The organism is uncultured Roseobacter sp. (assembly GCF_947492555.1).
Classification (GTDB): domain Bacteria; phylum Pseudomonadota; class Alphaproteobacteria; order Rhodobacterales; family Rhodobacteraceae; genus Roseobacter.
In genome coordinates this window covers 326495-345191 of the sequence record NZ_CANLNE010000001.1, presented here as the reverse complement: position 1 = coordinate 345191, position 18697 = coordinate 326495, and the positions used below count along the sequence as shown (strand labels likewise).

The window sequence follows — 18697 nt, the reverse complement described above, 5'->3', positions numbered from 1 at the left end:
AAGTTAGAAACGGGCATCAACAGTCAACAGAACTGTCCCATCGGGAGGATACTATGAAGAAGATGATGATTATGGGCGTGGCCGTCTCGGCAGCCCTGAGTACAGCGGCCTTTGCGCAGGATCTGACGGTCGGCGTGAGCTGGTCGAACTTTCAGGAAGAGCGGTGGAAAACAGATGAAGCCGCCATCAAAGCAGCACTGGAAGCCGCAGGTGCCGCCTATATCTCGGCGGATGCGCAGGCCTCTGCGGCCAAACAGCTCACCGATGTGGAAGCGCTGATCGCGCAAGGCGCAGACGCGCTGATCATCCTTGCGATGGACAAGGATGCGATTGGCCCCGCCGTTGACAAGGCCGATGCCGAGGGCATCCCGGTTGTGGGCTATGACCGTCTGATCGAAGACGACCGCACGTTCTACCTGACCTTCGACAACAAGGGCGTGGGCCGGATCATCGCAGAAACCGTGACTGCGGCGCAGCCCTCGGGCAACTTTGCGATCATCAAGGGCGACAAGGGTGACCCGAACGCGGGCTTCCTGCTGGAAGGCATGATGGAAGTTATCGGCGACAAGGTCGAAAGCGGCGAAATCAAGATCGTCGGCGAAGCCTTCAGCGATGGCTGGAAGCCTGACAACGCGCAGAAAAACATGGAACAGATCCTGACCGCGAACAACAACGAAATTGACGCGGTCCTGTCCCAGAACGACGGTATGGCCGGTGGCGTTATCTCGGCGCTGTCTGCACAGGGTCTGAGCGTGCCGGTCGGCGGGCAGGACGGGGACCATGCCGCTCTGAACCGGGTGGCGCGTGGTGAGCAGACTGTATCAGTCTGGAAAAACTCCCGCGAATTGGGTGCCGCGGCAGCCGAGATCGCCGTTGCGATGGCCAATGGCACCGCGATGGCCGACATCGACGGGGCTGTGAAGTGGTCCGGCGGCGAGAACGGTGTGGAGATGACCGCCATCTTCCTTGAGCCGACCCCGATCACCAAGGACAACCTGAGCGCGGCCATCGATGCGGGCCACATCGCGAAGGACAAGGCCTGTGTCGGCGCCATGGATGGCGTTGACGGCTGCTGATCCTTGACGATCTGCCGGGCGCGCACTGCCGCGCCCGGCTCTTTCAACTTTCTACAGTGCCTGATCTGCCTTCGCTCGCGTGACCGTCACGCAGACAAGAGAGGTATATCTCGCCAGGGGCGTGCTGCACCATGACCGATCAAACCACCCAACCACCCGGTACCACCAAGGAACCCGAAGGCGCCATCGCGCGCTTCTTCCGCGAGACCGAGCTCGACACCCGTTTGCTGGGGATGCTGGGTGCGCTGGCGATCATCTGGATCGGGTTTCATGTCTATGGCCAATTGGTGAACGGCTTTGGGGCCTTCCTGACGCCCCGCAACCTGTGGAACCTCTCGGTCCAGACCGCCTCCATCGGGATCATGGCGACCGGCATGGTGCTGGTGATCATCACCCGGCACATCGACCTCTCCGTGGGCTCGATGCTCGGCTTCTGCGCGATTGTCATGGGGGTTGTGCAGGTCAATATCCTGCCGCAGTTCCTCGGCCTCGGCCACCCGATGATCTGGATCATCGCGGTGATCATCGGCATTCTCTGTGGCAGCTTCATCGGCGCGTTCCACGGTGCGCTTATCGCCTACGGCAAGATCCCGGCCTTCATCGTGACGCTGGGCGGGCTGCTGGTTTGGCGCGGTGCTGCCTTTCTCGTCGCGCGGGGCGAAACGATCTCGCCCGTTGACCCGACCTTCCGGCTCATGGGCGGCGGTCCCTACGGGGCCATCGGTGCCACCGGCAGCTGGATCGTTGGTATCCTCGGTTGTGTCGCCGTGCTCGGGCTCATTCTGATGGGCCGGCGCAAGCGTACCACGTTTCACATTGCACAGCGCCCGGTCTGGGCGGAAACCTTCCTTGCCATCGTCGGCTGTGGCGCTGTGATCGGCGCGGTGCTGCTGGTCAACGCCTACCCTTGGCCGCGTGGTATCGTGCGCCGCTATGCCGAAGCTGAGGGCATTACCATTCCCGAAGGTGGCCTCTTCATATCGCACGGCTTTGCGATCCCGGTTCTGATCCTCGTTGCCGTTGCCATCTTCATGACCATCCTGATGTCGCGCACCCGCTTTGGCCGCTACGTCTATGCCATCGGCGGCAACCCCGAAGCGGCAGAGCTTGCCGGCATCAACACCCGCTGGATGACCGTAAAGATTTTTGCCCTGATGGGCGCGCTCACCGGTCTCTCGGCTGTGGTGGCCTCCGCCCGTCTTGGGTCGGCCACCAACGCGCTCGGCACGCTTGATGAGCTCTACGTGATCGCCGCAGCCGTGATCGGGGGCACCTCGCTTGCGGGCGGGGTCGGCACCATCTACGGCGCCATCCTTGGCGCGCTGGTCATGCAATCGCTGCAAACCGGCATGGTGCTGATCGGCTTTGATGCCGCCATCCAACAGGTTGTCGTGGGCTCGGTCCTTGTGCTGGCCGTCTACCTCGACATTCTCTACCGTCGCAGATCCAAGTGAGGGCGCAGATCATGACAGACACATCTCAAACCCCGCTCGTCCAGCTCAAGGATATTTCGATCTCATTCGGCGGCATTCGCGCCGTGGATCACGTGAGCCTCGATCTCTACCCCGGTGAAGTTGTTGGCCTTCTGGGTCACAACGGGGCGGGCAAGTCGACGCTGATTAAAATCCTCTCGGGCGCTTACCAGAAGGATGGTGGCGAGATCTGGATCGAGGGCCAACCCGCCGAGATCAACAGCCCCCGCGACGCGCGCGACTATAACATCGAGACGATCTACCAGACGCTAGCGCTGGCCGACAATCTGGATGCCGCCTCCAACCTTTTTCTGGGGCGCGAGTTGACCACGGCGGCTGGCTTCGTCGATGACGCTAAGATGGAGAGCGAGACCGCCAAGATCATGGCCCGGCTCAACCCCAACTTCCGCAAGCTCAAGGAGCCGGTCAGCGCACTCTCAGGTGGCCAGCGGCAATCGGTGGCAATCGCCAAGGCAGTCTATTTCAAGGCGAAGATCCTGATCATGGATGAACCCACCGCCGCCTTGGGGGTGCATGAAACGCAGATGGTGGCGGACCTCATCCAAGAGCTGAAAAAGCAGGGCCTTGGCATCTTCCTGATCAGCCACGACACCCGCGAAATGCTGGAGCTATGCGATCGCGTCTCCGTTATGAAAAACGGCAAGATGATCGGGACTGAGCGCGTCGAGGATGTGACCGAGGACGATATCCTCAGCATGATCATCATGGGCAAGAAGCCGGATCAGGCGGCCTGACCCATGTACCTTGGGCTCGATCTCGGTACTTCCGGCCTGAAGGCCTTGCTGATCGACGCGGATCAGCGGCTGGTTGCGGAAGCAACGGCGCCGCTGACCGTGCAGCGCCCGCACAGTGGCTGGTCAGAGCAGAACCCGGCGGACTGGCTTGCCGCGACCGAAATCGCGATGACCGCACTGGCCGCGCAACACCCGCTGGATGCGGTGCGCGGCGTCGGGCTCAGCGGGCACATGCATGGCGCCACGCTGCTTGACGCAGCGGGCGACGTTCTGAGGCCCTGTATGCTCTGGAATGACACGCGCAGCCATGCGGAAGCCGCCGCCTTCGATGCCGACCCGCAGTGGCGTGCGATCACCGGCAACATCGTTTTTCCCGGCTTCACCGCGCCGAAAGTCGATTGGGTGCGCGTGAACGAGCCCGACATCTGGGACAAAATCGCCAAGATCCTTCTACCAAAGGACTATCTGCGCCTCTGGCTCACGGGTGAGACCGTCTCCGAAATGTCCGACGCGGCGGGCACCAGTTGGCTGGACATCGGCGCGAGAGACTGGTCGGATGCACTGCTCGGCGCCTCGGGCCTCAGCCGGGATCACATGCCCGCGCTGGTCGAAGGGTCAGCCCCCTCCGGCACGCTCCGCGATACATTGGCTGACCGCTGGGGCTTTCCAAAAGGTGTCGTCGTTGCTGGCGGCGCCGGAGACAACGCCGCCTCAGCCGTTGGCATGGGGGTTGTGAAACCGGGGCAGGCGTTCCTGTCGCTCGGCACCTCTGGGGTGCTCTTTGCCGCCAGCGCTGCCTACCAGCCCGATGCGCCTTCCGCCGTGCATACCTTCTGTCACGCGCTGCCCGAGACGTGGCACCAGATGGGTGTGATCCTCGCCTGCACCGATGCGCTGAATTGGTACGCAGGGCTCATTGGGTCCGATGCGGGCAGCCTCACGTCCGATCTCGGCCTGCTGCAAGCGCCCGGAGAGCCGCTGTTCCTGCCGTACCTCGGTGGCGAGCGCACCCCGCACAACGATGCCGCGGCCCGTGGTGCCTTTCTCGGTCTTGGCCATGCCACCGATCGCACCGCCGGGACCCGCGCCGTGCTAGAAGGTGTCAGCTTTGCGTTCCGCGACAGCTATGAGGCGCTGCGCAGTACAGGCACACAGATAGATACGCTGGTTGCCGTCGGCGGGGGCAGTAAGTCCGACTATTGGCTGCAAGCGCTCGCTACGCTCCTCGATATGCCCATCGACCTGCCGGAGGCGGGGGACTTCGGTGGTGCCTTCGGGGCCGCGCGGCTGGGGCTCATGGCCGCGACCGGTGCGGGTGCGGAGATCGCCACCCCCCCGGCCACTGCCCGCAGCATCGACCCTGACACCACACTCACATCCGCGTTCCTCGACAAACACGCGCAATACCGTGCCGCCTACGCGGCCCTTAAGGAGGCTCTATGACCGACTTCTTCGCTGGCATCTCGCCCGTCACCTATGCGCCCGATGCCCCGGCGGACCAACTCGCCTATCGCCACTACAACGCTGACGAGGTGGTTGCGGGCAAGCGCATGGAGGACCACCTGCGCTTTGCCGTGGCCTGGTGGCACAGCTTTGCCTGGCCCGGTGGCGATCCCTTCGGCGGGCAGACCTTCGAACGTCCGTGGTTTGGCGAGACGATGGATCTGGCGCGCCTCAAGGCTGATGTGGCCTTTGAAATGTTCGCCCTTCTGGGCCAGCCCTACTACTGCTGGCACGATGCCGATATCCGCCCCGAAGGAGACAGTTTCGCCGAGAGCAAACGCAATTTCGAAGAGATCATCGACTATATCGGTCAGAAAATGGAAGCGCAGGGTCCCAAGCTCCTCTGGGGCACCGCGAACCTCTTTTCGCACCGGCGCTTCATGTCCGGGGCCGCCACCAACCCCGACCCGGAGGTCTTTGCCTGGTCTGCCGCCACGGTGAAGAACTGCCTCGACGCCACACATAAGCTGGGTGGTGAAAACTACGTGCTCTGGGGCGGGCGTGAAGGGTACGAGACACTGCTCAACACCGACCTGAAACGCGAGCGCGCGCAGGCCGGGCGCTTCCTGCAGATGGTGGTCGATTACAAGCACAAGATCGGCTTCAAGGGCGCGATCCTGATCGAACCCAAGCCGCAGGAACCCACCAAGCATCAGTATGACTACGACGTGGCAACAGTCTACGGTTTCCTCAAGGAATTCGGGTTGGAGGCTGAGGTGCAGATGAACATCGAACAGGGCCACGCGATCCTGGCGGACCACAGCTTTGAACATGAGCTGGCGATGGCCTCTGCTCTGGGCATCTTTGGCTCCATCGACATGAACCGCAACGATTACCAGTCCGGCTGGGACACCGACCAATTCCCCAACAACGTGCCGGAGGTGGCACTGGCCTATTACGAGGTGCTCAAGGCGGGGGGCTTCACCACTGGCGGCACCAATTTTGACGCCAAGCTGCGCCGCCAGAGCCTTGACCCGAAAGACCTGATTGCCGCCCATGTGGGCGCGATGGACATCTGCGCGCGCGGACTGAAGGCGGCCGCTGCGATGCTGGAGGATGGTGGTCTTGAAGCGGCCCGCGCCGCACGATACGCAGGCTGGGACGGCGACACCGCGCAGGGTTGGTTGCAAAATGCCACGCTGGAAGATCTTGAAGCTGTCGTGGCGGCGGACGGAATCAATCCGCAGCCCCGCTCCGGCCAGCAGGAAATTCTGGAAAACTACGTCAACCGATTTGTCTGAGGACTAAAAGATATGGCATTGATTCTGGCAGACGTTGGGGGCACGAACGTGCGGTTTGCCTGTGCCAGAGGCGGGGTGATTGACGGCACCCTGACGCGGCGGTTCCCAAATGACGATTATGCCAGTTTTGACGCGGTATTGGACGCCTATCTCGCGCATGCGCAGGTGAAGACGGTCGAGGCGCTGACCATTGCGGTGGCCGGTCCGGGCGATGGCGCACGCGCACGGCTGACAAACCGGGACTGGCATTTCGATACCGCTGCTCTGACTGCCGCACATTCCGCCAAGCGCGTCGACTTATTTAATGATCTCAGTGCGTTGGGCTATGCTCTTGATAGTTTGAACGCGGACGGTCTGCGCACGATCCTGGCGCCCGACGTGCCCGCGCCGCATCAGATGCAGCGGCTGGTTGTGGGGATCGGAACGGGTTTCAACGTCAGCCCGGTGCTGACCCATGAGGGCGGTGTAACCTGCCTGCTGGCGGAGGCCGGGCTGGGAAGTTTGCCGTCGCGTTTGCGCCGCCCGCTGGAGGCCTATCTGGGGCGCTCTGCGGATTGGGTCCGCTGTGTTGAGGATGTCATTTCGGGACCCGGTCTGTCCCGTCTGCATGCGGAGGCGACGGGCGCGCCTGCCATCACTGCGCGCGATGTTATCGAACGCGCAAGCGTCGGAGACGCGCAGGCGCAGGCCAGCCGTGATGTCTTTGCCCGGATGCTGGGCGAGTGGATACAGGATTTGCGGCTGCTCTACATGCCGACGGGCGGCATTTTTCTGGCCGGGTCCGTGGTGCGGGCGCTTCTGGAAAGCCCGGCGCACGACATTTTCACCAGTGCGGTGACCCAGCAGCCCACGGTGAAATCCGAATTGCCACCGGTTGCCATTTCAGTGATCACACAGGATGAGGCAGCGCTTTTGGGGTGTCTCGCCTATGCCAAGGCCCGCGCCTAGACGGGCCACCAAACGACACCAGCGGCGGCAATGGTTTTTCCTTGAAAATCAACAGACTCAGGGCTGTAGTTGAATGCAAATCGGTGGGTGGCCGTGTCACGCAGACGCAAGCCTTCGGGCAGGGTCTGCACCGCCAGCCCGGCGGTTTTTGCCAGGTCATGAATGATACGGTCCCAGAGCGTCTCATCCGGCCAGGCCCCGAGGTAGTGCAGGGTGCCGTCACCTTTTAGGATCGGCGCGCCCGCGTCGGTCTCAAAGAGTGTGCGGGCGCTCCCCTCAAGGTCTTCGACCCAGTGGTGCACGGTGCCGCCACCGGCGGCGGGGCGGTGTATCTGGGGGGGCAGGCTCTCGACGCGCGTGGCTGTGACGTCCAGCCCCGGCAGGTCCGGCCCCATCGGTACCCGGATTGCCAGCTCTTCTGTCACTGCGTTGCTGCGCGGGCCGACAAGGGCGACCGTTTGACGGAGGGCGGCAGAGAGCGCTGCCGGTATCGTTGCCAGTCCGGGTGCAAGGACGAGTTTATATCCGGAGAGATCAGAGGTGCTTGACGGTACGATATCAATCGAGAAACCGCATCGGCGCAGCGCCCGGTAGGCATCCAGCATGAGCCGGAAGTAGCTAAAGCCGTCACCTTGCGGGAGCGTCGCCCAGGCCCATTCAGAGGGGTAGTCGAAGACCAAAGCAACCGGGCCCCGTTGCAGCGCGATATCCGGCATCTCCGCGATCTCGCGGCCCACCTCTGCCGCCTCTGCCAGCCCCGGTGCTGCCACGTTATCAGGACGTTTCAGTCCGGCGTGCATTTGCTCCTGCGCAAAGGGGGCCTGCCGCCAGCGGAAATAGCTCACCACTTCGGCGCCATGGGCAAAAGCCTCCCAGCTCCAGAGCCGTACCATGCCGGGCAGGGGAGCGGGATTATGCGGCGCCCAGTTCACCGGGCCGGGCTGTTGCTCCATCACCCACCAGCGGTCGTCGCGTCCGACAGCACGGTAAAGATCGTGGTGAAACGCCTGCATATCCGGATCGCCCTGTTGCAGGTAGCGGGCCTTGTGCGCTGCACTGCCTTCCAGCCGATCCGACAGGAACCCAATCGGATAGCTGTCCCAGCTGGCGATGTCGATGGATGCGCCCACGTCGAAATGGTCAAAATCCAGCACCCGGCCCATGTAGTTGTGGATGAGCGGCGCGTCGGTGCGCGCGCGCAGCGCAGTCACCTGCGCCTCGTGATAGGCCACCACCTGATCGGAGCTGAACCGGCGAAAGGCCAGTTCGTGGCTCGGGTTGGGCTGCGTCACGGTCAGGTTGGGCAGGTCGATCTCATCGAAACTGCGGTACTCCATCGACCAGAAGACATTGCCCCAGGCCATATTCAGCGCGTCGATGCTGTCATACCGCTGAGCGAGCCAAGTGCGGAACGCGTCCCGCGCCGCGTCGGAGAAGGAGAGGATGGTGTCATGACACCCGTATTCATTGTCGATTTGCCAGGCATGGATGCGCGGATCGTGCCCGTAGCGGTCCCCCAGAACCTCCGCTATCGCGGCGCTGGCCTGCCGGTAACCGTCGTGGCTAAAGCAATAGTGTCGTCGTGAGCCGAACCCGCGCGGATGCCCTTGCGCATCTACTGCCAGCATGTCGGGAAACCGCGTCAGCATCCAGCGCGGCGGGGTGCAGGTCGGCGTGCCGAGGATGATCTTGAGGCCTGCGCTGGCCAGCACGTCGATGGCGCGGTCGAGCCAGTTGAAATCAAACGCGCCGGGTTCCGGCTCGATCCGGCTCCAGGCGAACTCTCCGATGCGCACCCAGGTGATGCCTGCCGCGACCATCTCGGCGGCGTCCTGCGCCCACATCTCTTCGGGCCAGTGTTCGGGATAGTAACAAACGCCCAGGCTGCGCATCATAGGATCACCCTTGGTTCCGGCGCTCCCTCTCCGACGTCGTGGATCGCAAAGGTCTGGCCATGCGGGCTTTGATCATGGGCCACACCGGCAGGCAAGCCCTGCCGCGCGCTGGTCACGAACAGAGTGCTGAAATCCGCCCCGCCAAAGGCCGGACAGGTGGCGTGCACCCCCGGCACCGCGACGGCGCGCAGGAACGACCGGTCGGGGGCATAGGCGGCTACGCGGCCCGCGCCCCATTGCGCCACCCAAAGCGTCCCGCTTCGGTCCACCACCGCACCATCGGGGTTCAGGTCGTCCGGGCCAAGATCAATGAACAGCTCCGGCGCGCCCGAGGGCCAGCCGTCGCGGTCGAGGGGCAGCCGCATCAGCTGCTGCGTGGCGGTATCCGTGAAATAGGCGCAACTGCGGTCCGGCGCAAAGCAGATGGCGTTGGAAATGGTGATGTCACCGATCAGCTTGCGGAAATTGCCCAGAAAATAGCGGTAGATCGCGCCAAGGCCCGGCTCTGTCTCCCGCCCCATTGTGCCGATCCAGAAGCCGCCCCAGGGGTCGGCCCGCCCGTCGTTCGAGCGCGTGGCGGCGGTATCCTGTTCCAGCGCGCAGATTTGCGTACGCGCGCCGTCGCGTAGATCAAACTGCCAGAGCGCACTTGCCGAGGCGATCAAAAGATGGTCCTGATCCACCCAGCCTGCGGCTGAAACCGGTTCGTCAAACGCCCATTCCAACGGGCCGCTGTCATCCCGGCTCAGCAGTTTTTGCCCGATGATATCGAACCAGAAAAGCTGCCCGCGCAGCGGGTGCCAGAGCGGGCCTTCACCCAAAAAACAGCGGCGGTCGTCAAAGACCTCTGCGCTCATCCGACCGCCTTCTTGTAGGCTGCAACGATGCGCACGGCCTGTGTCGCCACGTCGTCCACGCTCATACCAGGCTTGTAGAGCGCTGAGCCGATGCCAAACCCGTCTGCGCTGGCCGCGATCCACTGGTCGAAGTTTTCAGGGCCCGCACCGCCCACAGCGTAGACCAGTGTGCCCTTGGGCAGGATCGGGCGCATGGCCGCGAGCCCGGCTGTGCCCGCCATTGCGCCGGGGAAGAGTTTCAGCCCATCCGCGCCTGCGTGCAGGGCGGCGAAGGCCTCGGTGGGAGTGAACACGCCGGGCCAGCTGTGCAGGTCAAGCGCTTTGCTGGCCTTGATCACCTCGACATCGCAGTTCGGCGACACGATCAGACGTCCACCAACCTCGGCCACGGCATTCACCTCATCGGTGGTCAGAACCGTGCCCGCACCGACAAGCGCGTCGTCGCCAAACTGGCGGACAAGCGTGCCGATGCTTTCCAGCGGATCGGGGGAATTCAGCGGCACTTCGATCCGGGTGATGCCAGCGTCGATCAGCGCCTGCGCGATGGCAGGGGCTTCGGGCGGGGTGATGCCACGCAGAATGGCAATGATGGGCAGGGTCATGTGTAAACCTTCGACTGTCTATGGGCGGCGGTCAGCCCGGCCAATGTTGTTTTTTCCGTGTCGACAAGCATCGCTTCCAGCCCCTGCGGGCGCAGGGCGGACTGATAGGCACGGGCTTGATGCCCGGTGCCGAGAATGGCGATGTTCTGACCCAGCCAATAGGCGCGGGCGGCAGCAAGTTCAGCCCCGATGAGCAACCCGGAGAGGGTCGCCCGGCTGGTGGCGGCAGCGGTCCCGTGCAACAGGTGATCCGCGCGCAGCCCGAAGAGGCGGGCAGCGAGACGTTCGGGGTGCGACATGGCGTCGGCGACGGCGGTGGTAAAGGCGTCCGCATCCCAATCCTCGCCCGTCACCGAGTGGCGCAGCACCGAACGGTCGCTGATCAAGGCAAAGAGTTCGCCGGTCATGAAGGTCTGAAAGCTGACAACTTCGCCTGCGCTCAGATGCACCCATTTCGTGTGGGTGCCGGGCAGGCAGAGCACCCCGTCCCAACCGGGGTTCAGCGCCAGGAAACCGGCGATTTGCGTTTCTTCACCGCGCATGACGTCTGCCGGGCTGTTCTGCGAGAGGCCCGAGACCACCCGCACATCCAGGTCCGCTTCGGTTGGTGCCGCGGTCAGATGTTCGGAGAGCGGTGTGCAGGGCACGCTGCGATAAGGCGCTTCGACCCAGCCTTGACGGGACCCGACCATGCCGCAGGCGATGACCGGCACCTGGCCCGCGTCCAGCCAACTCCCAATCAGGCGCATAAGCGCCGCTTCGAACTCGGAGGCCGCCAGGCGTCCCATGCCATCCTCGGACTGTGCCCGCGCCAGAACACGCGACCCCTGCATGGCAAAGGCGCGCAGATTGGTGGTCCCCCAATCGACGGCAATCCAGTCTGGTGCGATCTCCTCGCTCATACGCTCATCCCGTGGTTACCACGCCGCCGTCCACAACCATGCATTGCCCTGTCATCATCCGGCTGGTGCCGGAGGCCAAAAACAACACCGCGTCCACGATGTCCTGCGGTTCGAGATGCGTTTTCAGGCACTGCCGCTCCAGATGTGCGGCCAGCCCGTCAGGCGTGGCCCATTTATCGAGCTGCTTTTCGGTCAGGACCCAGCCGGGCGCAAGCGCATTTACGCGGATACCATCGGGGCCCAACTCGCGCGCAAGGCTGCGGGTCATCGCGGTGATCCCGCCGTTGGCCGAGGTATAGGCGGGGTAGCCCGCGTTGCCCATCATGTAGCTGATCGAACTGAAGTTGATGATGGAGCCCGCACCCTTGGTCTGCATGCCGGGCGCCACGGCCTGGGCCGCAAAGAAATAGGCCTTGAGGTTCACCGCCATCAGGAAATCCCACTCCTCGGGGGTCACATCCTTCCAGCTATGCCGCTTGTCGTTGGCTGCGTTGGACACAAGCGTGTTGATCGGTCCATGCGCCTCTGCTGCCTCGGCAATGCTGCGCCGCAGACCGTCGATATCGGTGATGTCCCCTTGGAAGAACAGCGGGCGCGTGCCGTGCTTGTCCTCCATTTCGTCGACGAACGCGCTGGCGTCCGAGCGCCCGATAAATGCGACCTTGGCGCCCTGGGCGAGAAACCCGTCCGTGAGGTCCGCGCCGATGCCGGAGCCGCCACCGGTGATGTAGATCGATGCGCCGTCGAGGTCGTGGAACGTGGCTGTTTTGCTCATGGCGTGGCCTCTTGTCTTGGGATGTGCGGGATCATAGCTGCTTTCCCTCCAGCACCCATAGGGTTTCGGGATAGCTCCAGGGCAGGGCGATCCCATTGTGCATCAGCGCGGCCCCGGTCAGGGTCAGTGGTCCCCGTTTCAGCGCGGGGTTTCCGCGCGACAGTTCGGTGGCGTCCGCGCGATTGCGCAGGCTGATCTCATACCGCGCTTCCGGGTTCAGCCGGGTGAGTCGCAAGGGGCGCGGGGCGATCTGGCTGGAGGTGCCGGATTTACCGGCAAAGATCACGAACTGGCTGCCGTCGCGGGTCATCTGCTGTTCGGCGATCACCGACGGGTCGGTCGCATCCAGCCGCAGGATATCGGCGCCGTACATCCAGTCGCGGTTGGCTTTCCACCAGGCGGTCACATCGCGCAGCACCTCGGCCTCGTGATCGGTCAGCTCGCGCGGGTCCATCTCGAAGCCGAGGTGCCGCTGGGCCGCGACCCAAGCGCGGAAGGAGATGTCCAGAATGCGCCCGGAGGTGTGGCATTTGCGCGGCCCCACATGGCTGCCGGTCACGGCGGCAGGCAGGAAGAGGGCGGCGTTGTGCTGCATGCGTAACCGCTCCAGAGCATCGTTGCTGTCGCTGAGCCAGACCCGTTGCGTGCGGCTGAGAATGCCGAAGTCGATGCGCCCGCCGCCGCTCGCACAGCTTTCGATCTCCACATCCGGGAAATCGGCGCGCAGCCGGTCGATCAGCGCATAAGAGCCGCGCGTCTGTGCAGCATCGGGGGCGGGCAGCACGCGGTTGTGGTCCCATTTGATATAGTCGATGGGATGCGCGCTCAGCAGCGCCGAGATGCGCTCGTAGAGGAACTCCCGCACCTCCGCCAACCCCATGTTCAGCGCCTTCTGCTGCCGCCCGAGGATCTGATCCTCCGCCCCCAACGCCCAGTCGGGATGCGCGCGGTGAATATTGCTGTCGGGATTGATCATCTCGGGCTCGAACCAGATGCCGAAGGCCATGCCCTCGCCATGCACGTGATCAATCAGCGGCCCCAACCCATCGGGGTACTTGCGCGGGTCCACCTCCCAATCCGAGAGCGAGGAAGTGTCATCGTCCCGTTGGCCAAACCAGCCGTCGTCCAGCACGAAGCGCTCGGCGCCCAGACCTGCCGCCCGGGTCGCGATGTCTTTCAGCACGGGCAGGTCATGGGCGAAATAGACCGCTTCCCAGCAGTTGTAATGCACCGGGCGGGGGCGGCCGGGTTTGGTCCAGGTCACGATCCGGTCGCGCAGGTGGCGTTGGAAGGACACCGCGCAGCCGTTGAACCCATCCGACGAATAGACCGCGTAAAGCGGGGCTGTGCGGAATTCTGTGCTGGGCGCCGTCTCCATCCGCGCCGCGTGGCCGAACTGGATCTGCCGGCGGCCATCGGGCAACTCTTCTGCGATCATACGGTGCCCGCCGGACCAGCCGTAATGAAACGCAAAGGCCTCGCCGCTGGCATTGGTGGCGCCGCGGCAGGGCACAATCAGACCCGGGAAATGCTCGTGCCCGGTGCGGCCCGTGCGGTTCTCGCGGTAGCGGATGCCGGGCGACCATGCAGTGCGGTTCAGTTGAAACTCACCACACCAACGGCCCGCCACGTCGATCATCTCGTCCGATTGCTGCGGCGCGGGCAAGACCGGCGCCGCCAGCCAGTGCAGATGCAAGGGCCGGTCGGAATTCAGCCGCGCCGACAGCGCAATGACATGGGTGTCCGGGTCCAGCGTGAATTCCGCCGTGTAGGTCAGCCGGTTCGGCCTGTCTTCGCAAATCACTGTCAGATGCTGCTCGGCCTCCACCACCTCGCGCAGCTTGAACGCAGGCAGCAGCGGCGCGCCATCGCTGTCGCGCACGATCAACCCCGGCTGGCCGGGGAACGTGTGTGACGCCTCGGGGCAGATCGACAGATCCGGGTTTTCATCCAGCATCCCGCCGGTGACATCCAGGGTCACCGCGGCTGCCAGCTGGGCCAGATCCTCTCCCTCAGGCAGCGGCGGCCCCCAGTAAATCACCTGGGGGCAGCGTCCGCCTGTGGAGGCAAGGACCAAGGTCTGGCGATCATCGTCCAGACGCCAGTGTGTTGTCACTTTACGGCCCCCAGGGTCAGACCTGCGATGAAGTGCTTCTGCATCAGGAAGAACATCAGCACCGGGGGCAGCGCAGCCACAATCGAGCCCGCGCTCATCAGGTGATAGGCGGCGCGGAACTGCGCGTTAAAGCTGGTGATCCCCGCTGTGACTGGCTGGCTCTCGGGACCCTGGGTCAGGACGACCGCCCAGAAATAGTCGTTCCAGATGAAGGTGAAGATCAGCACGGACAACGCCGCAATCGCGGGCTTCATGAGCGGGATGACCACGTACCAGAAAATCTTCCACTCGGCGATACCCTCGACGCGGGCCGCTTCGACCAACTCGATGGGCAGGGCGCGGATGAAATTGCGCATGAAAAGCGTGCAGAACCCGGTCTGGAAGGCGATGTGAAAAAGCACCAGCCCGGTCTTGGTGTTGTAAAGCCCCATGTCCAGCGTCAGGTCGCGCACCGGCACCATCAGGATCTGGAACGGCACGAAGTTACCCGCGACAAACATGAAGAAAATCCAGATGTTGGATTTGAAGCGGTAGATCCCCAGCGCAAAGCCAGCAAGGCAGGACAGTGCAACCGCGCCGATGACCGTGGGCACCGTGATCAGCACCGAATTCAGCATGTAGCGCGGCATGTCGGAGTTGAAGAAGACCTGTCCGTAGTTGTTGAACATCTCGAAAGAGGAGGGCAGACCCCAATAGTTACCTTGGGTGAAATCCACGGCTGGCTTGACCGAGAAGACGGCGACCGCGATCAGCGGCAGGAGCCACATGATCAGGGCCAGCGGCAGGAGCGACTGATAGGTCAGCTGCCAGGAGCGCGAGGTTTTTTCAATCGGTGTCGGGAACATCTCAGCACTCCTCCGGCAGGGGCGGCAGCGCGGCCTGCGCCTTCTTGGTCAGGCCGCTGCGAATTGTTGAATAGGAGACGGCGACGCGGTGCCTGGCCTCGTCCGGGTCCAGCGTTGGCAGATCCAGCCGTACCCAGGCGCCCCTGAAATAGGCGGGTTTGCCAGCGGCACCGCTTTCGATCAGCATGCGCGCCATCTCGGTATCGGCACAGCGCACCACCACATGATCGTCATTGGTTGCGCGCTGATCGGTGTGCCCAAAGCAGGCGAACATCTTGCCGCCGACTTTCCAGGCATCCAACTCTCCAGGGCCGGACAGCACCGCACCAGGGTGCACCGCACAGAGCGTATCGAAGTCGGGACGGGTCATCGGCCCTTCTCCTCGGCCCACATGGACCACAAGAAGTAGGCGATGAAGATCAGCATGATCAGGAAGAGGACCACCGCGATGGCCGCCCCGTATCCCATGCGGAAGCCGTATTCGCTCAGCGCCTTCTCGAACATGTAGAAACTCAGCACCCGCGTCTGCCCAAACGGGCCCCCGTTGGTCATGATCGAGATGAGGTCGAAGGAGCGCAGCGCGCCGATGATGGTGACCACAAAGGCGATGAAGGTCGCGGGCTTCAGTTGCGGAATGATGATGTACCACAGCATCTTCCAGCCCTTGGCCCCATCCAGACGCCCGGCCTCGATCTGCTCGGGGTCGACGGCGTTCAGGCCGGTCAGATAGAGGATCATGCAATAGGCCGTCTGCGGCCAAAGGCCTGCCGCGATGATGCCATAGGTGGCCATCGTCGGGTCACCCAATACGTTGATCGGCCCAAGGCCCACAAGGCCCAGAACCCCGTTCAGCAACCCCTCGTTGGGCAGGTAGAACCAGGAAAACACCAGTCCCACAACAACCTGGCTGATCACGAAGGGAAAGAAGAACAGAGACTTGTAGAGGCGAATGCCGGTCACCGTCTGGTTCAGAAACAGCGCAATGAACAGCCCGCCCGGAATTGCCAGCAGGTAGAGCAGCAGCCATTTGAGGTTGTTCCACAGGGACACCTCGAAGGCGCTGTCGTCCATCAGCTCCACATAGTTCGCCATGCCCACATAGCGCGCTTCGCCCAACCCGTCCCAATCGTAGAAAGAGATCGCAATCGACTGGTAGATCGGCCAGAGCACGTAGAAGGCAAAGAACAGGATCGCGGGCGCCAGGAACAGCCATGGCGTGACCGCAATCTCGTTGCGTTTGTACCAGCCGCGTTCTGATTTCGCGGAGGCAATCGTGGGGTCTATGGCGGTCATGGGCGCATCTCCTCAGTCGTGCGGTGCGACACTTGCGGCGCATACGGCAACACCGGATGGGGTGCTGGCGAATGGGACGGAAAGGGCCGGGCGTTTGGGAGCCGCCCGGCCTTAGTCAGCTTATTGGTAGACGCGTTCCTGCACCTTATCGAGGCGCTTCAGGATGTCGTCGAGGTTGTCCGGGAAGACCATGAATTCCTGCAGACCCTGCATCGCTTCATTGGCCATTTCCGCGGGGAAGTCGCGGTCAAAGAACTGCGCCACACCGCCCGGAGAGTTTTCCGACAGCATCGCAAAGCCTTCATTCAGGAACTTGTCATCATCCACGGCAGACTTCGCGTTCACTGGCAGTTGCCCGAGGTTCGCGCCGTTGTTGATTTCAGTCTGAACATTGGCGGACACCACAAAGCGCAGGAACTCACGCGCATTGTCCTTGTTCTGGGCCTTGGCGGGGATGTGGAAGGTATCCGTCGGCGCGTCTTCGGCCAGTTCCACATCCGGGTTGATCGCCGGGAACTGATAGAAGTCGAGCTTGTTGTCATCCAGACCCGCTTCGCGCAGCGGTGCGACAGCGAAGTTGCCTTTCAGGATGGCGGCGGCTTCGCCATTCACGATGAAGGGCAGCGATTCCTGCCAGCTGTAGTTCTGGTGGTTGTCGACAAAGGCACCCATGTCGATCAGCTCGCGCCAGTTGGCAAAGGTCTGCTTGACGCGATCATCTGTCCACTTCACCTTGCCCTGCGCCAATTCCATATGGAAATCAAAGCCATGCGTGCGCATGTTCAGGTAGTCAAACCAGCCGCCCGCGGTCCAGAGGAACTTGGTGCCGATGGTGTAGCACTTGCGCCCCGAGTCGATGATCGCGGCGCAGTTGGACTTCATCTCGTCGAAGTTCGCAGGCTCGCTCAGGCCCAATTCTTCGTAGATGTCTTTGCGGTAGTAGATGCCCCACTGGTAGTAGGTGTAGGCCACGCCCCACTGCTTGTCGTCGATGGTCATCGCACCCTTGGTGGAGGCCAGCGCCTCGGCAATCTCGGGCTCCTGCCACAGGTCCGAGACGTCCTCGAAAAGGCCCGCTTCCACGAAGGGTGTCATGCGGTTGGCGGCGTACCATGTGGCCACGTCCGGAGAATCCGCCGTCAGAAAGTTGCGGATCTGCGTTTTATACGCATCGCGATCGATGATCGTGGTCTCGATGGTCAGATCGGGATGCAGCTCCTGAAAATCCGCGATCATCGCTTCCATCGTCGCACGGGGCGCCGGGTTCGATGTGTCGAGGAAAATTTTAAGGTCGCCCGTCAGCTCTGCCGAAGCCGCGCCGGCAAGCATTGTTGACCCCGCCAATGCCATAAGCATTGTCTTGGTGGTGAAACGCATGGTGTCCTCCCTAAGGTACGTGTGCGATTTTTGTCCCCCCGATCCCGCCTGAATGAAGTTTCATTATTTGGAACCAAGTTTTATATATTGAAAACTACAGCGCAATCTGCTTAGCCTGTCAACAGTGTTCTTCGGGAAACTGAAGACACAGCGCAGCCTGCAAGGAGGCGGAAGGCATCGCAAGCCACTGGTTTGCAAATGATTTTCCGAAAGGCAGGCGGTTCGCGCATCACGGGAGGAGACCCATGTCCGGCGACGGCACGGTTGGCAAAGCGTTAGATGTTCTGGATCAGGTGGCCGCCTACGGCCAGCCTGTGCGCTTCGCGACTCTGCTGGCCGAGAGCGATTTTCCCAAGGCGACGCTGTACCGGTTTCTCCAGACCCTCACGAATCAAGGGATGCTGGAATACGACCCAGACAGGCAGACCTATGCGCTTGGTGTGCGGCTCGTGCGCCTGGCGCACGCGGCCTGGACGCAAAGCTCGCTGGCGCCGATTGCGCGGCCCTTCCTCGACCAGCTCAGCGCCGAGACCGGGCAGACCGTGCATCTGGCACAGCTCGACAACGCGCAGGTCCTCTATGTCGACAAGCGCAACGCGGCTCAGCCGGTCGAGATGTTCTCGGACGCAGGCAAGGTCGGCCCTGCCTATTGCACCGGCGTGGGCAAGGCGATGCTGGCCTTTCTGCCGGAGGAGCATCTGGAGCGGGTGATCGCCCAGCAGAGTTTTCACCGCTTCACCGAGCATACCTATACAACACGCGACGCGCTTTGCGCGGAACTCGCGGCGATTCGCATCCGCGGCTACGCTTTCGACCGTGAAGAGCATGAACCGGGCATCATCTGTATCGCGCATCCGATCCTGACGGGCACCGGCCGCGTGCTGGGGGCGATGTCGATCACCGGCTCACTGCAAGCCACCGATTTAACACAACTGGAAAGCTGGGCCCCGCGTCTGGCGCGCACGGCAGACGCCATTGCGCAAGAGGCTCAGGCCTGGCGCTTTCCGGACACACATCTTCAACACACAGGGACCTAAGAT

The 18697-nt window shown here is 62.9% G+C and carries 17 protein-coding genes; 7 read left to right on the top strand and 10 right to left on the bottom strand.

The annotated features are described in order from the left end of the window. The first annotated feature begins 53 nt into the window (after window positions 1–53). From Q1A07_RS01625 to Q1A07_RS01600, 6 genes are all read left to right on the top strand, one after another. Complete coding sequence (locus Q1A07_RS01625) at window positions 54–1076, top strand: substrate-binding domain-containing protein (RefSeq protein WP_299777208.1); 1023 nt, start codon at window positions 54–56, stop codon at window positions 1074–1076. A gap of 131 nt (window positions 1077–1207) precedes the next feature. Next, window positions 1208–2530, top strand: a complete 1323-nt coding sequence (locus Q1A07_RS01620) for a sugar ABC transporter permease (RefSeq protein ID WP_299777207.1) — start codon at window positions 1208–1210, stop codon at window positions 2528–2530. A gap of 11 nt (window positions 2531–2541) precedes the next feature. After that, complete coding sequence (locus Q1A07_RS01615) at window positions 2542–3303, top strand: ATP-binding cassette domain-containing protein (protein ID WP_299777205.1); 762 nt, start codon at window positions 2542–2544, stop codon at window positions 3301–3303. A 3-nt stretch (window positions 3304–3306) separates the two neighbouring features. Next, window positions 3307–4746, top strand: coding sequence for a xylulokinase (gene xylB, locus Q1A07_RS01610; RefSeq protein WP_299777203.1), 1440 nt, complete (start codon window positions 3307–3309; stop codon window positions 4744–4746). Beyond that, window positions 4743–6047, top strand: a complete 1305-nt coding sequence (gene xylA, locus Q1A07_RS01605) for a xylose isomerase (protein WP_299777201.1) — start codon at window positions 4743–4745, stop codon at window positions 6045–6047. The genes xylB and xylA overlap by 4 nt, the downstream gene beginning before the upstream one ends. Before the next feature lie 12 nt (window positions 6048–6059). Beyond that, a complete protein-coding gene (locus tag Q1A07_RS01600; protein WP_299777199.1) occupies window positions 6060–6995 on the top strand; it encodes an ROK family protein in 936 nt (311 codons plus the stop codon). On the opposite strand, the gene Q1A07_RS01595 is transcribed toward Q1A07_RS01600, so the two are convergent. The 10 genes from Q1A07_RS01595 to Q1A07_RS01550 form a co-directional block, all read right to left on the bottom strand. After that, window positions 6992–8890 (bottom strand): beta-galactosidase, encoded by a 1899-nt coding sequence (locus Q1A07_RS01595; RefSeq protein WP_299777197.1) that lies wholly within the window; start codon window positions 8888–8890, stop codon window positions 6992–6994. The genes Q1A07_RS01600 and Q1A07_RS01595 overlap by 4 nt on opposite strands. Then, on the bottom strand, window positions 8887–9747 hold the full coding sequence (locus Q1A07_RS01590; RefSeq protein WP_299777195.1) for an SMP-30/gluconolactonase/LRE family protein: 861 nt from the start codon (window positions 9745–9747) through the stop codon (window positions 8887–8889). Before Q1A07_RS01590 ends, Q1A07_RS01595 begins: the two co-directional genes overlap by 4 nt. After that, a complete protein-coding gene (locus Q1A07_RS01585; RefSeq protein ID WP_299777193.1) occupies window positions 9744–10349 on the bottom strand; it encodes a 2-dehydro-3-deoxy-6-phosphogalactonate aldolase in 606 nt (201 codons plus the stop codon). The genes Q1A07_RS01590 and Q1A07_RS01585 overlap by 4 nt, the downstream gene beginning before the upstream one ends. Continuing rightward, a complete protein-coding gene (locus Q1A07_RS01580; RefSeq protein ID WP_299777191.1) occupies window positions 10346–11251 on the bottom strand; it encodes a 2-dehydro-3-deoxygalactonokinase in 906 nt (301 codons plus the stop codon). The genes Q1A07_RS01585 and Q1A07_RS01580 overlap by 4 nt, the downstream gene beginning before the upstream one ends. Before the next feature lie 4 nt (window positions 11252–11255). Then, window positions 11256–12026, bottom strand: a complete 771-nt coding sequence (locus Q1A07_RS01575) for an SDR family oxidoreductase (protein ID WP_299777189.1) — start codon at window positions 12024–12026, stop codon at window positions 11256–11258. A 31-nt stretch (window positions 12027–12057) separates the two neighbouring features. Beyond that, a complete protein-coding gene (locus Q1A07_RS01570) occupies window positions 12058–14142 on the bottom strand; it encodes an alpha-galactosidase (protein ID WP_299777187.1) in 2085 nt (694 codons plus the stop codon). Then, the gene (locus tag Q1A07_RS01565) at window positions 14139–14987 is read right to left on the bottom strand and encodes a carbohydrate ABC transporter permease (RefSeq protein WP_299777185.1); all 849 of its coding nucleotides are present in this window, start codon (window positions 14985–14987) and stop codon (window positions 14139–14141) included. Before Q1A07_RS01565 ends, Q1A07_RS01570 begins: the two co-directional genes overlap by 4 nt. Before the next feature lies 1 nt (window position 14988). After that, window positions 14989–15357, bottom strand: coding sequence for an MmcQ/YjbR family DNA-binding protein (locus Q1A07_RS01560; protein WP_299777183.1), 369 nt, complete (start codon window positions 15355–15357; stop codon window positions 14989–14991). Next, complete coding sequence (locus Q1A07_RS01555) at window positions 15354–16280, bottom strand: carbohydrate ABC transporter permease (RefSeq protein ID WP_299777181.1); 927 nt, start codon at window positions 16278–16280, stop codon at window positions 15354–15356. Before Q1A07_RS01555 ends, Q1A07_RS01560 begins: the two co-directional genes overlap by 4 nt. A 120-nt stretch (window positions 16281–16400) precedes the next feature. Then, window positions 16401–17636, bottom strand: coding sequence for an ABC transporter substrate-binding protein (locus Q1A07_RS01550; protein WP_299779105.1), 1236 nt, complete (start codon window positions 17634–17636; stop codon window positions 16401–16403). 266 nt (window positions 17637–17902) lie between these two features. Here Q1A07_RS01550 and Q1A07_RS01545 point away from each other — a divergent pair, with 266 nt between their 5' ends. After that, entirely contained in the window at window positions 17903–18694 is a 792-nt protein-coding gene (locus Q1A07_RS01545; RefSeq protein ID WP_299777179.1) for an IclR family transcriptional regulator, read from the top strand. Window positions 18695–18697 lie beyond the last annotated feature (3 nt).

What these genes read in the sequence shown, in the direction of transcription:
- Q1A07_RS01625 (WP_299777208.1), top strand. Translation starts at nt 54, where the DNA reads ATGAAGAAGATGATGATTATGGGCGTGGCCGTCTCGGCAGCCCTGAGT.
- Q1A07_RS01620 (WP_299777207.1), top strand. Translation starts at nt 1,208, where the DNA reads ATGACCGATCAAACCACCCAACCACCCGGTACCACCAAGGAACCCGAA.
- Q1A07_RS01615 (WP_299777205.1), top strand. Translation starts at nt 2,542, where the DNA reads ATGACAGACACATCTCAAACCCCGCTCGTCCAGCTCAAGGATATTTCG.
- xylB (WP_299777203.1), top strand. Translation starts at nt 3,307, where the DNA reads ATGTACCTTGGGCTCGATCTCGGTACTTCCGGCCTGAAGGCCTTGCTG.
- xylA (WP_299777201.1), top strand. Translation starts at nt 4,743, where the DNA reads ATGACCGACTTCTTCGCTGGCATCTCGCCCGTCACCTATGCGCCCGAT.
- Q1A07_RS01600 (WP_299777199.1), top strand. Translation starts at nt 6,060, where the DNA reads ATGGCATTGATTCTGGCAGACGTTGGGGGCACGAACGTGCGGTTTGCC.
- Q1A07_RS01595 (WP_299777197.1), bottom strand. Translation starts at nt 8,890, where the DNA reads ATGATGCGCAGCCTGGGCGTTTGTTACTATCCCGAACACTGGCCCGAA.
- Q1A07_RS01590 (WP_299777195.1), bottom strand. Translation starts at nt 9,747, where the DNA reads ATGAGCGCAGAGGTCTTTGACGACCGCCGCTGTTTTTTGGGTGAAGGC.
- Q1A07_RS01585 (WP_299777193.1), bottom strand. Translation starts at nt 10,349, where the DNA reads ATGACCCTGCCCATCATTGCCATTCTGCGTGGCATCACCCCGCCCGAA.
- Q1A07_RS01580 (WP_299777191.1), bottom strand. Translation starts at nt 11,251, where the DNA reads ATGAGCGAGGAGATCGCACCAGACTGGATTGCCGTCGATTGGGGGACC.
- Q1A07_RS01575 (WP_299777189.1), bottom strand. Translation starts at nt 12,026, where the DNA reads ATGAGCAAAACAGCCACGTTCCACGACCTCGACGGCGCATCGATCTAC.
- Q1A07_RS01565 (WP_299777185.1), bottom strand. Translation starts at nt 14,987, where the DNA reads ATGTTCCCGACACCGATTGAAAAAACCTCGCGCTCCTGGCAGCTGACC.
- Q1A07_RS01560 (WP_299777183.1), bottom strand. Translation starts at nt 15,357, where the DNA reads ATGACCCGTCCCGACTTCGATACGCTCTGTGCGGTGCACCCTGGTGCG.
- Q1A07_RS01555 (WP_299777181.1), bottom strand. Translation starts at nt 16,280, where the DNA reads ATGACCGCCATAGACCCCACGATTGCCTCCGCGAAATCAGAACGCGGC.
- Q1A07_RS01550 (WP_299779105.1), bottom strand. Translation starts at nt 17,636, where the DNA reads ATGCTTATGGCATTGGCGGGGTCAACAATGCTTGCCGGCGCGGCTTCG.
- Q1A07_RS01545 (WP_299777179.1), top strand. Translation starts at nt 17,903, where the DNA reads ATGTCCGGCGACGGCACGGTTGGCAAAGCGTTAGATGTTCTGGATCAG.